Source organism: Flavobacterium sp. BFFFF1 (assembly GCF_002256285.1).
Classification (GTDB): Bacteria; Bacteroidota; Bacteroidia; order Flavobacteriales; family Flavobacteriaceae; genus Flavobacterium.
In genome coordinates this window covers 33,292-48,783 of record NZ_NKJE01000001.1, presented here as the reverse complement: position 1 = coordinate 48,783, position 15,492 = coordinate 33,292, and the positions used below count along the sequence as shown (strand labels likewise).

General features: G+C 41.9%; 10 protein-coding genes and 1 pseudogene. 8 read left to right on the top strand and 3 right to left on the bottom strand.

What is annotated here, in order from left to right; genetic code table 11:
* Window positions 1–2 precede the first annotated feature (2 nt).
* Both CFE23_RS00175 and CFE23_RS00170 read left to right on the top strand, forming a co-directional pair.
* Window positions 3–1,262, top strand: a complete 1,260-nt coding sequence (locus tag CFE23_RS00175) for a hemolysin family protein (RefSeq protein ID WP_291082243.1) — start codon at window positions 3–5, stop codon at window positions 1,260–1,262.
* A gap of 107 nt (window positions 1,263–1,369) precedes the next feature.
* Window positions 1,370–3,469: a peptidylprolyl isomerase gene (locus tag CFE23_RS00170; protein WP_291082240.1), complete on the top strand. Its 2,100-nt coding sequence runs from the start codon at window positions 1,370–1,372 to the stop codon at window positions 3,467–3,469.
* A 47-nt stretch (window positions 3,470–3,516) separates the two neighbouring features.
* Here the strand turns inward: CFE23_RS00170 and CFE23_RS00165 are convergent, their stop codons facing one another.
* On the bottom strand, window positions 3,517–4,431 hold the full coding sequence (locus CFE23_RS00165; RefSeq protein WP_291082237.1) for a GYDIA family GHMP kinase: 915 nt from the start codon (window positions 4,429–4,431) through the stop codon (window positions 3,517–3,519).
* A 3-nt stretch (window positions 4,432–4,434) separates the two neighbouring features.
* On the bottom strand, window positions 4,435–5,754 hold the full coding sequence (locus CFE23_RS00160; RefSeq protein WP_291082234.1) for a hydroxymethylglutaryl-CoA reductase, degradative: 1,320 nt from the start codon (window positions 5,752–5,754) through the stop codon (window positions 4,435–4,437).
* Between the two features lie 180 nt (window positions 5,755–5,934).
* Between CFE23_RS00160 and CFE23_RS00155 the strand changes: the two are divergent.
* The 6 genes and pseudogenes from CFE23_RS00155 (at window position 5,935) to CFE23_RS00130 (ending at window position 13,453) form a co-directional block, all read left to right on the top strand.
* Window positions 5,935–7,011, top strand: a pseudogene (locus CFE23_RS00155) (PA0069 family radical SAM protein).
* 105 nt (window positions 7,012–7,116) lie between these two features.
* Entirely contained in the window at window positions 7,117–9,288 is a 2,172-nt protein-coding gene (locus CFE23_RS00150; RefSeq protein WP_291082231.1) for a S9 family peptidase, read from the top strand.
* Between the two features lie 31 nt (window positions 9,289–9,319).
* Window positions 9,320–10,996, top strand: a complete 1,677-nt coding sequence (locus CFE23_RS00145) for a peptide MFS transporter (RefSeq protein ID WP_291082228.1) — start codon at window positions 9,320–9,322, stop codon at window positions 10,994–10,996.
* 1 nt (window position 10,997) lies between these two features.
* Window positions 10,998–12,515 carry a peptide MFS transporter gene (locus CFE23_RS00140; protein ID WP_291082225.1) on the top strand — a complete coding sequence of 506 codons (1,518 nt, stop codon included), beginning with the start codon at window positions 10,998–11,000 and terminating at the stop codon, window positions 12,513–12,515.
* An 8-nt stretch (window positions 12,516–12,523) separates the two neighbouring features.
* On the top strand, window positions 12,524–12,982 hold the full coding sequence (locus CFE23_RS00135; RefSeq protein WP_291082222.1) for a thioredoxin family protein: 459 nt from the start codon (window positions 12,524–12,526) through the stop codon (window positions 12,980–12,982).
* 12 nt (window positions 12,983–12,994) lie between these two features.
* Complete coding sequence (locus CFE23_RS00130) at window positions 12,995–13,453, top strand: thioredoxin family protein (protein WP_291082219.1); 459 nt, start codon at window positions 12,995–12,997, stop codon at window positions 13,451–13,453.
* Window positions 13,454–13,455: 2 nt separating this feature from the next.
* Here CFE23_RS00130 and CFE23_RS00125 read toward each other — a convergent pair whose 3' ends face one another.
* On the bottom strand, window positions 13,456–15,492 hold the full coding sequence (locus CFE23_RS00125) for a ComEC/Rec2 family competence protein (RefSeq protein WP_291082216.1): 2,037 nt from the start codon (window positions 15,490–15,492) through the stop codon (window positions 13,456–13,458).

The window sequence follows — 15,492 nt, the reverse complement described above, 5'->3', positions numbered from 1 at the left end:
TTATGGAAGTAGGTATTATCATATCGTGTTTAATACTTTCCGCTTTTTTTTCAGGCATGGAGATTGCCTTCATTTCCTCCAATAAAGTGTATCTGGGTATTGAAAAAATGCAGGATACGTTTATTTCAAAAATTCTAACCAAACTCACCGAAAAACCGTCAAAATTTATTGCGTCGATGCTAATTGGAAACAATATCGCGCTCGTGGTATACGGTTTCGTTATGGGTGAAATGATCGTCCGCTGGATGAAGGAACTCAACCTGGTTGCTGTGGGATTCACTGCGCTATTGATCCAGACCGTAATATCGACATTCATAATATTAATTACGTCGGAGTTTCTTCCTAAAGTTTTTTTTCAGGTGTATGCCAACAGCCTGATTAAGATTTTTGCAGTTCCGGCCTATTTTTTTTACCAGCTTTTTTATTTCATATCGGGCTTCATTATGTGGATTTCAGATTTTATCCTCCGTAAGGTTTTTAAATCTGATGGCGACCAGGAGCAGGTTTTTTTTAGTAAAATCGAGTTGGGGAATTACATTACCGAACAAATGAACGCCGTCGAAGACGATGCCGAGGTGGATTCAGAAATCCAGATTTTCCAGAATGCGCTTGAATTCTCAGGCGTGAAAGCCCGCGACATTATGAATCCGCGAACGGAAATCGCTGCAGTCGAAATTCACGATTCTGTCCATGATTTAAAACAGTTGTTCATCGAAACCGGCTATTCGAAAATTCTGGTTTACCAAAATTCGCTTGACGACATTATTGGCTATGTGCACTCTTTTGAATTATTTAAAAAACCAAAGACCATCAAATCCGTCATGATTCCTGTGGAATTTGTTCCGGAAACCATGCTGATCAAAGATGTGATGAACCTGTTGACGAAGAAACGCAAAAATGTAGCCATTGTGCTTGACGAATATGGCGGTACTTCCGGAATGATCACGATTGAGGATATCGTCGAGGAACTGTTCGGGGAGATTGAAGACGAACATGATGCCGATGACAGCCTGATTGAAAATGAGCTTGAGCCCAATGTCTACATGTTTTCAGCCAGGCTTGACGTGGAATACATCAATGAAAATTATAAACTGCATATTCCCGAAAGCGATTCGTACAGTACGCTCGGCGGATTTATTGTAAACCACACGAAGGAAATTCCGCAACAGGGCGAAAACATTGGGATAGATTCGTTCCATTTTTATATTGAAGCCTCTACAGACAAGAAAATTGAGCTTGTAAAGCTGACTGTGCGCGAGTAAGCGAAAAAAAAACCGAATTTTTTTTTGAAAATATAGGTGTTAAGTACAATTATTTGACAGATAATTGTATTTTCGCAAACTGAATTTAAAATTAACAGATATACAAAATGGCAGTTTTATCAAAAATCAGGCAACGTTCGATTTTACTTATAGTAGTTATCGGCTTTTGTCTATTCGCATTTATACTTACCGACCTTGTTCATAGCGACCTATTCGGAAAAAGCACCAATAATATTGGAAGCGTAAACGGGCATGATATTGCTATGGCCGATTTCAGGACTAAAGTGGAGAACGTTCAGAAAAATTCTCCGGGCGCTTCTACAAGCCAGGCGGTCAATTACCTTTGGGAATATGAAGTAAGTAATGCCCTGCTTGACGAACAGTTGGATAAGGCTGGAATTCAGGTTGGTGACGAGCAGGTTGTTGATGTTCTGAAGCAAAATCCAAATATTGGTCAAAACCAAATGTTTTTTAATGCAGCCGGCGCATTTGATATTTTGAAATTCGATGCATTGGCTTCTAAAGGTCCGGATGAAAAGAAATTCGTAGTGGAAACAAAAAAGGAAGCTGGTGAAAATGCCCGTAAACAAATTTACAGGACGCTTTTGAAAGCAGGTTCTTATACTACGGAGTTGGAAGGAAAACTGAAATACAAAATGGAAGCGGATAAAGTCAGTTTCGATTATGTATCCGTGCTATACTCTACCGTAAAAGACAGTGACGTAAAAGTTTCTGATGACGAGATTATTGCCTACATGAGGAAAGACGAGAAAAGATATAAAGCTGAGGAAAACCGCGAGGTTGACTATGTGATTATCGATGATAAGCCATCGAAAGCAGATGAAGCTGCGGTAAAATCTCAAATCGATGCCCTTTTACTTCCTAGCGTTGCTTACAATCCTACGACGGGTAAAAATGATACCATTCCTGGGTTTAAGAATGCTACGAACATCGCTGAATTTGTAAACAAAAATTCTGAGCTGCCTTTTGATTCAACGTATGTTGCAAAAGACAAGCTTCCTGCACAATTTGCTGAGCAACTTTACAATTTGCCGGCAGGTGAGGTTTTCGGTCCATATACCGTGAATGATGGTTATTTCCTAAGCCGCGGAATGGGCAGACAGGCTGGAGTTAACGTAAAGGCCAGCCACGTCCTTTTGGCTTACAAAGGTGCTATGAGGGCTAATCCAAACGTAACCAGGTCTAAGGAAGAAGCTGCTGCAAAAGCAAACGAACTTTTAGCGCAATTGAATGCAAAACCAGATACGTTCTTTATGGTTGCGATGACGAATTCTGATGACTCTTCGAAACAACAAGGCGGTGATTTAGGATACTTCAAAAAAGATGGCAACAACCTTACAAAGAAGTTTGCTGATTATATGTTCTCAAACCCAATTGGAAAATTAGGTATTGTTGAAACGGAATTCGGTTACCATATTATCAAAGTAACAGACATTCAGGATGGTGTTCGCCTTGCGACAATTGCGAAGAAAATTCAGGCCTCTGAGGAAACAAACAACGCAAGCCATACTAAAGCATTGAAATTCCAGATGGATACCAAAACGAAATCTTTCGACCAGGTAGCCAAAGAAAACAAACTTACAATCAATCCATCCGTTAAAGTTAAAGCAATGGATGAGAATGTTGGTAGCGTAACAGCACAAAGGGAAATCGTGAAATGGGCGTTCAACAAGAAAACAAACGTTGGTGATGTGGAAAGATTCGAAGTACCAAACACAGGAAATGTAATCGTTAGGCTTAAAAAAGTAAATGCGGAAGGGCTTTTACCTTTGGACGAAGCACGCCCGATGATTGAAACAAAACTTAAAAATCAAAAGAAACTGGCGATCATCAAAGCAAAATTGAAAGGAAGTTCGTTAGAAGCTATTGCTGCTGCGTCTGCTTCAAAAGTAATGACTGCGACTGACAAGACTATCGAAAATGCGAGCCTTGAAGGAGTTGGCTTTGAGCCGAGAGTGGTGGCTACAGCAATCAATACACCTGCCAATAAGGTTTCTGCGCCGATTGAGGGAACACTTGGTGTTTATGTCGTGAAAACTACGTCATATACTAAAGCGCCTGCTTTTCCATCATACAAAGAGTACGTAGCGAAAATCAAGGATGCCAATTCGGTATCTCTTGAAGGTGTTTCTGCCTCTCTAAAGAAGGATGCGGAGATAGAAGACAACAGGAGTTTGTTCTACTAAAATAAAAGGTAAAATACAAAAAGCCGTTTCGAAAGAAGCGGCTTTTTTTATAAGATCATTTCGTGATAAGGGATGATGGTGTGGTATCCTTTTTGTTTGAAGTAGTCTGTGGGATTTTCATCTGATGCCACCAGTACAAAATCACCACCCCATGCGCCCAGGCTTTTTACAAAGCCATCAAAGTCGGGAAATAAATCCTGCTTCACGGGAGTAATATCCAGGAGCTTACCCATTGCGGTTTCATGCGCTGACAATAGCGCCTCGAAATCTGTGAGGCTTGTCGCATGAAGCACTTTTTGGGTAATTTGTGAAATCGTGTCGAATCCTTGAATAGTTCCTTTACGGGCCTTCTTATAGGTTTCAATAGCGGCTTTACTGCTTTGTTTTCGGTTTAAATAAACAAAGTAAAGCTTGTCTTTAAAAGCCGGGTCGAAGCCTACGGGATCAACCACCGGTATTTTGTGTGAAATGTGGTAAAGAATCGGCGTGTGGTTTTGTGCACAGGCGATGTCGTAACCACTGCCGCCAAAACTATTTTTGAGCAGGGCAAAAGCATCAATATGCAGCCACTGGGCGATATTGTTAATTAGTGTGGATGAGGTACCCAACCCCCATTCTTTAGGAAATGTAAGCTTAGTGGTGACGGAGTAGCCGTCTGAATTATCAATGAAATCCGTATTTAATAAATAAGCTTCCCGTAAAATCTCAAGCAGTGTTTTTCTAACCGAATCAGTACTTTCGTGATTTGAGTTGCTTAAAATTTCATTGAATTGAATGGTGTCTTCGTACCAAAGGCTTCCGTCTGCGTCGTGGCTTTTCCAGCTTATTTTTTTTCCTGTTCCCTCTTTAACAAAAAGCGACTGCCCATATTTTGTAGGCAATGCCAGTGCCAAAGCCCCGTCCAGGACAACATACTCTCCCGTCAGCAGGAGTTTTCCGTTGCTGTAAAATGTTTTTTCCACAGTTTATTTCTTACGCAGTTCGGAGATAAAGTCGACTACCGCAGCATGTGATACGGCATTTTTTTTGAAGTGCGCCGTGATGGCTTCCCTTTCCGCCGGTGCGGCGTTAAACTGGTTGATGATATTGTTCAGGTGCATTTTCATGTGGCCTTGTTGGATACCGGTAGTGGTTAACGATCGCAGGGCTGCAAAGTTCTGCGCCAATCCCACGGCTGCGGTAATCTGCATCAGTTCTGGTGCAGAAGGTTTTTCGAGAACTTCGTGGCAAAAACGTACCAAAGGATGCAGCGTCGTCAATCCGCCGACAGTTCCTAACGCCAGCGGGACTTCTACAGAAAAATAGAAAATACCGTTCTCAATTCGGGCATCTGAAAGGCTGGTGTACCTGCCGTCTTTTGCAGCATAAGCATGAACGCCTGCTTCAACAGCACGGAAATCGTTTCCGGTAGCAACCACTACGGCATCAATCCCGTTCATAATGCCTTTGTTATGCGTTACCGCCCTAAAAGGTTCTACTTTAGCAATATTGACGGCCTGGACAAAATTCTCAGCGAACACTTTTCCGTCATCAATATTTTTTTCCTTTAAATCGGCAACCGGACAAGAAACTTCCGCTCTTACGACGCAGTTTGGTACGTAATTCGACAGAATGCTCATCACTACTTTTATGTCTTTCTCCTGTTCCGAAAAAAGCGAATGCTGTTGTGCTTTCGATTTTAAAGTCGATGCAAACTGTTCGAGGCACGAATTGATGAAATTGGCGCCCATAGAATCTTTGGTTTCAAAGGTCGCGTGCAATTGAAAATAGTTTTCCAGCAGGTCCGTTTTGTCACGCAGTTCAATATCCAGAATTCCTCCGCCGCGTTGCTGCATATTTTTTGTGATGCTTTCAGTATCTGAAAACAAGGCAGGTTTTATTAGGTTAAAGAACTCCTGTATTTTAGCATGGCTTCCGTTAAACATAAAATGAACCTGACCGATTTTTTCGGTACCGACGACTGTCGTCTTAAAGCCACCGCGGGTTGACCAGAATTTTGCTGCTTTTGCCGCTGCCGCAACAACGGAACTTTCTTCAACCGCCATTGGAACGGTGTAGAATTTTTCGTTAATCAGGAAATTCGGTGCAATGCCAAGCGGAAGGTAAAAGTTTGTGATGGTGTTTTCAATGAATTCATCATGCAGCTGTTGCAGCTTTTCATCGGAATTCCAATACGATTTGACCAATGTTTCCGCTTTTTCAGCGTCTGTAAAATAGGTTTGTGCAATGAGTCGAATTTTTTCTTCTTTTCCCAATTTCGAAAATCCTGAAACGGCGTGATTCATGTATATCAGATTTATGATGCAAAGATAACTGTTACAAAGAAAAAATCGGCGCAGTGTCGAGGAATTATCTAAATGCCCAATGGAAGAAAAACGCTACATCAAACTTATCAACAGCCTTTAATTTTTAACAGCCTCGATTTTTTTGTGTCTTGTTACAAATGTATTTTTAGAAAAAAACGGATGCAGGAGGAAAGTCAATATATCAAGGGTAGGGGTGCACAAAAAAATGTTGATAACCGATTCTTCAGCCAATCTTATGAAATGCTGGATGACTTCCTGAACTATTGTGAAGCAGAAGGAGACAAACCCGACGACAATCGAACGCATTACCTCGAAGTGTTCCCAAAAACAATTGTAAATAGAGTCGAAAGTCCTGATGTAGGGATGGAATACTCGATGAACGCCTATCAGGGCTGTGAACATGGGTGTATTTATTGTTTTGCACGGAACAGCCACGAATATTGGGGTTATAGTGCCGGATTGGATTTTGAACGCAAAATTATGGTGAAGAAGAATGCACCTGCTTTATTGGAAGAAAAGCTCAAAAGCAAAAACTGGAAGGCCCAGACTATTGTGATGTCAGGAAATACCGACTGTTACCAGCCCGCTGAGAAGCAATTTAAAATTACGCGTGAATGCCTTCAGGTCTTTCTGAAATACAGGCACCCGGTGGCAATCATAACAAAAAATGCGCTGATTTCAAGGGATATGGATATCATTAGTGAACTGGCAAAGGACAATCTTATCGGCGTGAACGTGTCGATCACTTCTTTAAATGAGAAAACGCGCCAATTACTCGAGCCAAGGACCGCTACGATAAAGAAAAGGCTTGAAACGGTAAAGTTGCTTTCCGATAACGGGGTTCCGGTGAATGTCATGCTTGCACCAATTATTCCCGGAATCAACAGCCACGAAATCCTGCCCCTGGCGAAAGCTGCAGCCGACGCGGGTGCCGTCTCCATCGTGCATACCGTAGTGAGGCTGAACGGCGCGATTGGGGAAATTTTCACCGATTAGATTCATAAGGCGATGCCTGACCGTGCCGATAAAGTACTCAACCAGATTAAGGCATGCCATAACGGAACGCTGAATGACAGCCGCTGGGGCGACCGGATGCGTGGCGATGGAGAATTTGCGCAAATGATTCGGTCACAAATGGCCATCGCCAGGAAAAAGTTTTTTGCCGGCAGAAGTTTCCTGGAACTAAATCTCGATTTGTATGAACAATATAAAGGAGGGCAGTTAAGTCTGTTTTGAGAAAAACGAGCGAACTGAATCCGGAAAATTTCATTTAACAGAAAAAAATGCCATTAATTGTAAATTTTTCACTAAAATTGACGGTTTTTATATCTTGTCAAGCTAATGAAATTATACAAAATTATTGCGCTGCTGGTTTTCACGACATTATCAGTTTCGGCGCAGCAAAAGATTACCATCGAGGACATTTACATGGGCAGTTTCAGGCCCAAAGGGATGGATGAACTGCAATCGCTCCAAAACACCAATCAATATACCATTTTAAATGCCATGCGCGCCACGCGTAGTATGCAGGTAGATCTGTATGACTTTGCTACTTTAGCCAAAGTGTCGACTTTAGTAGACAGCCGCGATTTTCCCGAACTCGCAGCCGGAATTGACAGTTATACTTTTAGCAAAGACGAGAAAATGCTGCTTATAGCCAACAATTCGAACCAGATCTTCAGGCATTCGTTTACGGCAGATTTTTACATTTATGATTTGACGGCGAAGAAAATAACCAAACTGGCCGACCAGGTTCAGGAACCCGTATTTTCGCCTGATGGGACCAAAGTCGCTTTTGCGAAACAGAACAACCTTTATGTTTATGAGCTTTCTTCCGCCAAAACCACGCAATTGACTTTTGACGGCAAAAAGAACGCAATCATTAATGGCATCACCGATTGGGTTTATGAAGAAGAATTTGCGTTCGTACGCGCGTTTGACTGGAGTGCTGACGGCAGTAAAATCGCTTACATCCGTTTTGACGAAAGCCAGGTGCCGGAATTTTCAATGAATGTTTATGCCCAGGAATTGTACCCGACAGTCGAAACGTTTAAATATCCGAAAGCTGGAGAGAAGAACTCAGAGGTGTCGTTGCACCTTATCGATTTGAGAAATAGCGGCAAGGATACCACGGTGAAACTTGGGAACTACAGCGACTTTTATATCCCAAGGATTAAGTGGACCAATGAATCGAATGTGCTGAGTGTGCAGGTAATCAACCGCCACCAGGATAATCTTGACCTCATTTTTGTGGATGGAAATACGGCGGAAGCCAAGGTAATTCTGAACGAAAAAGACAAGGCTTACATCGACATCACGGACAACCTGACATTTCTAAAAGACAACAGTTTTATATGGACCAGTGAAAAAGATGGGTTTAACCACATATATTTATACAACAAGAGCGGGAAACTCATTAACCAACTCACAAAAGGCAATTGGGAAATCACGGGCTATTATGGCCTTGACGAAAAAAATAAGATGGTATATTACCAATCTACTGAAAATGGATCTATAAACCGCGACGTTTATAAGATTGGACTGGATGGGAAAAATAAAACGAGGCTAACGGCAAAAACAGGCACCAATGCTGGAACCTTCAGCCCAAATTTCCAATATTTTATCAATGCCTATTCAAGCGCCACCATTCCGCCATTGTACACGCTGAACGATTCCAAAACTGGGAAAGAACTGAAGTCGATCGTAAACAACGATGCGCTGTCAGACAAATTAAAAAAGTATGACCTGCCCCAGAAGGAATTTTTTATGCTTAAAACGGAGAAAGGCAACGAACTCAACGCGTGGATGATTAAGCCGAAAGATTTCGACGCCAACAAGAAATACCCTGTTTTTATGTACCAATATTCAGGGCCGGGATCTCAGCAGGTAAACAATGAGTGGCATGCTTCGGACGATTACTGGTTTATGATGTTGTCACAAATGGGATATATAGTGGCCTGTGTTGACGGCCGTGGAACTGGTTTCCGTGGTGCTGATTTTAAGAAAGTAACACAGAAGCAGCTTGGGAAATATGAAGTCGAAGACCAGATTGATGCAGCAAAAGTATTTGGTAATTATGCGTATGTTGACAAATCGAGGATTGGCATTTTCGGATGGTCCTATGGCGGTTTTATGTCGTCAAATTGCATCCTGAAAGGGAGCGATGTGTTTAAAATGGCCATCGCGGTGGCGCCGGTTACGAGTTGGAGGTTTTATGACAGCATCTACACGGAGCGATATATGCAGACACCCCAGGAAAATGCAGGAGGTTATGATGACAATTCCCCGCTTAATTTTGCGAAGTTGCTGAAAGGGAAATTTCTTCTGGTACATGGCTCTGCAGACGACAATGTGCATGTCCAAAACTCGATGCGCATGATTGAGGCGCTCGTCAACGCGAACAAACAATTTGACTGGGCAATCTATCCCGACAAGAACCACGGGATTTATGGCGGTATGACGAGAATCCAGCTTTATAATAAAATGACGAATTTTATCAAAGAAAATTTATAATTTAACCAACCAAAAATAAAAATTAGAAAGTATGAGTGAAATAGCTGTAAAAACGGGACATCCAAAAGGTCTTTGGGTATTATTCGGGACTGAGATGTGGGAAAGGTTCAATTTCTATGGAATGAGAGCCATCCTGACATTATTCCTTGTCAATTCTCTGATGATGAAAGAAGAGGATGCCTCATTAATTTATGGTGGATTCCTTGGTCTTTGCTATCTCACGCCGATGTTGGGTGGCTTTATTGCTGATCGTTTTTTTGGAAACAGGAATTGTATCCTGCTTGGGGGCTTGATGATGGCTGTAGGCCAATTGTTGCTTTTTGGAAGCGCCAGTATTTTTGGCACTAACATTGGGCTCGCCAACAATCTGATGTGGTTGGCACTTGGGATTATCATTTTTGGGAATGGATTTTTCAAACCAAATATTTCCAGTATGGTGGGTAGCCTGTATCCAAAACAGGAAAAAAGCAAGCTCGATACCGCGTTTACCATTTTCTACATGGGAATCAACCTTGGTGCATTTCTTGGCCAATTGATCTGCCCAATTATTGGTGACGTAAAAGATGCTGGCGGAATTCGTGACATCCATGCGTTCAAATGGGGATTTTTGGCAGCGTCGATAGCGATGTTGATCGGAACAGCGGTTTTTTATGTGCTTAAAAACAAATATGTGGTGACGCCGGAAGGAAGGCCTTTGGGAGGATTGCCATCAAAGAATGATGCATCAGATTTTGAGGAAGGAGAATCACAAAAAGCGGTATTTTCTCAGAAATCTTTAATTATTGCAGTGTTTGCTTTTCTTGGATTGGGTGCACTGATACATTTCGTTGGCGGCCAAAACCTGATTTATACCCTAATTTACTCGAGTGGACTCACCCTGGCAGGCTTGATTATTTCAGATACTTCCCTAACGAAAGTGGAACGTGATCGGATTTTTGTAATTTACATCGTAGCCTTTTTCGTGATCTTCTTTTGGGCAGCCTTTGAGCAGGCGGGATCTTCACTCACCTTTATTGCAGATAACCAGACCGACCGTAACTTCTTTGGGTGGAATATGCCACCGTCGATGGTTCAAATCTTTAACGGACTTTTTGTTGTTGCTTTTGCGGTCCCATTCAGCATGCTTTGGGATTATTTGAGAAGTAAAGGAAGAGAGCCTATTTCGCCGATGAAACAATCATTCGGTCTTGCGTTAATAGCGATCAGTTATTTTATTATTGCCCACAATGTAAAGGATTTAGGGAATGATGGACTTTTAGCAATCAAATGGTTGATTTTATTATACCTGATTCAAACATGTGCCGAATTATGCCTGTCGCCAATTGGACTTTCTTTGGTAGGTAAACTGTCTCCAAAACGATTTTCTTCGTTGCTTTACGGTGTGTTTTTCTTATCAAATGCATCTGGATATGCGCTGGCAGGAACATTAGGATCGATTTTGCCGTCTACAGGCGATAAATTTAACAAAGCGAAAGAACTTGGCATTAACTTGCAGGATGTACTTGACAAGAAAATCACGCTGACTGCTGAACAGGCAAAACTATTGGCAGACAATCAAATCAGTGATCACAACCCAGTATTTGCCGGTTTCGAAATCCACAACTTATTTGAATTTTTCATGGTGTTTGTTGCACTTACAGGACTTGCGGCAGTGATTCTTTTCCTGCTTACACCAGTACTTAAGAAAATGATGCACGGCGTACGCTAATATGGAGCAGGTTCCTTATTCAGATATCGAAGAAATCCAAAGCTTCAAAGGGAAATACCCTAAGCAGTTGTGGTACCTATTTTTCAGCGAAATGTGGGAGCGTTTTTGCTTTTATGGCATGCGCGGGATGTTGGTTGTGTTTATGGTGGGGCATCTTGGTATGGACGAGAAAGTCGCCAACCTGCAATACGGAGCCACCCAAGCTTGGGTTTACGCTTTTACATTTATTGGAGGATTGTTCGCGGATAAGATCCTGGGATTAAGGAAATCACTTTTTTGGGGCGGAATTTTGATGATTGTCGGCAGCATCATACTGTCGATTGATCCGAAGAATTTCTTTTTCATAGGAATTGGCTTTACCATCGTGGGGACAGGCTTTTTTAAACCAAATATTTCGTCGATGGTAGGGCAGCTATATCGTGACAATGATCCGAGGAGGGATGCTGGATTTTCTTTCTTTTACATGGGTGTAAACCTCGGTGCTTTGATTGGTGGTTATCTGTGCATTGCGGTCGCTGAAGGTTCGATGTGGAAGTCGCTTGTTCCGGAACATTTAAGGTGGAACGTCGGTTTTGGCTTCGCTGCGGTGGTAATGATTATCAGTTTGTTAACCTTTACACAAACGCAAAAGAGTCTCGGAAGTATCGGTTTGTCGCCATTACTGAATATCGATACTTCTAAGAAGAAACTGTATGAAATGCTTACATTCATCGGTTCATTGGCTATCGTCCCTGCCATCATTATGATGGTCGAAAACACAGAGTACACAAAATGGTTTATGTATATTATTGGCCCTGCTTCAATTTTGTACCTGTTTTATGAGATGCGTAACTTTTCCGTGGTAGAAAATAAGAAACTGATGGCAGCATTGGTATTCATCATTTTTTCCATTTTTTTCTGGGCATTTTTTGAGCAAAGCGGCGGTTCACTGAGTTTGTTTGCTGCAAATAATTTGAATAACGAAGTATTGGGCATTACATTAAGCCCTAATGGGGTGAATAATGCCGCCAATTCTTTTTTCGTAATAGCATTTGCTGCCCTAGTAGGATTGGTCTGGTTATGGATGGCTAAAAGAAAAATTGAGCCCAACACTATAGTCAAGTTTGGATTAGGATTCTTGTTCCTTGCTGGAGGATTTTGGATTTTTTATTATACAAAATTCTTCGCCGATTTAAATGGACGGACTTCACTTGGGCTATTTACATTTGGATGGTTCGTGATTACTTTTGGAGAGCTCTGCCTTTCCCCCATTGGGATGTCGGCGATGACAAAGTTATCTCCACAAAAAACGCAGGCTGTTGTTATGGGAATGTGGTTTCTTGCCAGCGCTTATGGGCAATATTTTGCTGGAATCCTTGGTGCTAATATCGCTGAGGCTTCTGAGGAATCAACTAATGCACAAAAACTCATCGTATACGCGGATGGATACCAACAATTGGCACTTTATGCGCTGATTGCGGGCGTCGTTATGATTGCAATATCTCCTTTAATTAAAAAACTCATGCAGGGGGTTAAATAGATACAACTATGAAAAAATTAATGCTAACTCTTTTTACAATTGCACTTTTTGCTTCAGCAAATGCACAGGATATTAAATGGATGACACTCGATGAGGCCCTCACCGCGCAAAAGTCGAATCCAAAACCAATTTTTATGGAGGTGTACACCAATTGGTGTGGCGAATGTAAAAAGATGGACAAGAAAACATTTAAGGATAAGAAGCTCGCGGCGTTTATTTCCGAAAACTATTATGCGGTAAAATTCAATGCCGAGTCAAATGCTGAAGTGACGTATAAGGGGAAAAAATATACCAACCCCGAGTTTGATGCAACAAAGAAGGCCAAGGCGAAAAATGCTACCCACGATTTCGTGAAGCTGCTCAAAATTGATTCCTATCCAACGATTGTGATTTTAGAAGGGCAGGGAGAAGTTTCCAATACATTTACCGGATTCCGCACGGCAGCCCAATTATTACCAGAACTCTAAAATTTAGTTTGAATGAAAAAAAGTATTATTCTGACAGTAATGGTGCTGTTTGCACTTGCTGCCAGATCCCAGGATTTAAAATGGTATACAGATGTTAAAGAGGCCTCAGAGCTTTCAATAAAGACGAAAAAGCCATTGATGATGTTTTTCACCGGTAGTGATTGGTGCGGCTGGTGTAACAAGTTACAGAAAGAAGTATTCAAAACCGCTGATTTCGCAAAATGGGCGAATGAAAATGTGATCCTTGTGGAGCTCGATTTTCCGAAACGCAAACAGCTTGAACCCGAACTCGCCAAGCAAAATAATGACTTGGGACAAATGTTTGCCATTCGCGGCTATCCCACTGTCTGGCTGGTAACGCCTTCTAAAAACAATGAGCAGTTTGCTTTTGAACGATTAGGCAGTATCGGCTATGTTTATGGTGGTGCCCAGGAATGGATCAAGCAAACCAATGTGATTCTTAAAAAATAACATTATCGAATTTGAAAATATCCCTTTTCAGCCACGGCATGAAAAGGGATTTTTTGTTTATAGCAGGTTTGTCCCCACAGTTTGACGTAACTTTTATAGTTGGATGCATCTGCAACGATTATTTGAGGCTTATGGATACTCAGGATCCTTTCCAAATTGACCTTTGGAGAAGATGTCAATAGCAATACCTCTGGTTTCAAATTGCTCGGGTAAATTCCGGAACTGTCCATGATATAAATTTTTCGACCATTATAGAATAGAAAGTTTGGAATGGACTGCCTTTCAGCAACAATGCTGAATTTCGAAATTCGGTACGGATTTAATTCTCTGATCTCATCGATTCGTTTTAAAGTACTGTCATTACTGAACGGTATGATGGTTTCACCTTTACGGATGCAAATCAGGCTGCTTTTTCTACAACGGAACACGGTGAGCTCCTGTTCAGATTGCATACGCCAGTGTGTTCCAATGAAAATGCATTGTAAAGTTACCAGCGATGTTAACATTAGTATGGCCCGGTTGTAAACGCGCGTCATGAGATACAAAAACAGACATACAATGAATAAATACAGCCCGGCCATCATGAGTAGGTTCAAAGGAATGTCTTTGATAATAAACGTTTCAAAAGACGCAATCCACCCAATGGTCTTGTTCAGTGCCCATACCATCCACTCCAGTGTTTTCGATGGGAAATGTGGTACAAATCCGACAGCTGCCAATAGCATTGTAGTCACACCGAACGCCATAATAACCCCTAGTCCTGGAAGTATAATCAAATTGGTGATAAAGAACAAGCCAGGAAACTGGTGGAAGTAATAGATACTAAGCGGCAACGCGCCAATCTGTGCTGCGACGGAAACGGTCATAATATCACGAACGTATTTTATGGCCCTTGATTTTGGCTTCCACAATCCTGATAGATATGGTTCCAGCCATAAGATATAGAACAGGGAGGTATAGCTTAATTGAAAGCCGACGTCGAATAAAAAATGAGGAGAGACAATCAGTATTGATAGCATCGATGCCAGGAGTGTGTGGAATATATAAGTTTCACGTTTCAGGTACATCCCAACAGCCACGAATGAAAACATCGTCGCAGACCTGATAACCGACGGCGAAAGTCCGGCGATAAATGTGAAGGTCCATAACGCAATCAATACAGTTGTTACGCGAATTAAGTTCGCCTTTTTGGTCTTGGGCAGTCTGGAAAGCACAAAGTTGACGAACAACATCAGATAGCCCACATGCAAGCCTGAAACAGAAAGCACATGCACAGCCCCCGCGTACTGATAATCCTTGATAATTTCAGGTGCGATTTCCTGCTGCTGTCCCAAAATTAAAGCGGCGATTACGGCAAGTTCTTTCTCCCCGAAATGGCTTTTTTGCAAGTTTGAAATAATGCGTTCCCTGATCGCAGCGGCATAGTAATACATATTTTTGTTCGTGCCTATGATGTGCACCGATGCACCGTTGAGCTCCAGCTGGGCGGCAACCCGTTTGTTGTCGAGGTATTTCCCGTAGTCGAACTGTGCCGGGTTATAGGTCGGAGCGTGTGGCGTGATCCTGCCGGTTACCATAATCACAGAACCGATAGGAAGCTTTCCCATGATTGGGGTTTTCCGGTCTATATTCAATAGTATTTTCCCGATACAGCTTTTTCCGTCAAAAGAATTAACGTTAGCAATGTACCTTTGTTTAGTCGCAGTGGTTTTTAATTTTTCAGTTACGGTAACGCGCAGTAAATGCATCTGGTTTTTTGGTCCAACCAGATATTTATAATGGTCTTGATGTAGATAGTCGTTGTGAGCGGTTAACGTGAAGGCACCACAGCAAACCGATAAAATGGCAATGATTACTCCGAAGAAAAGGTTACTGCGAAGGTGTTGTTTTGCAGTTATCCACCCCATGACAGCAATAATCAAACAAACTATCGTAAGGCAAATTGTAGTCAGAAACGAGAAGTTGACGTTTGCGTTGATAATAATCCCAACGACAAAAAATAAGGTGATTCGGGAGAGAGGGAATTGAAGCGCTTTCAT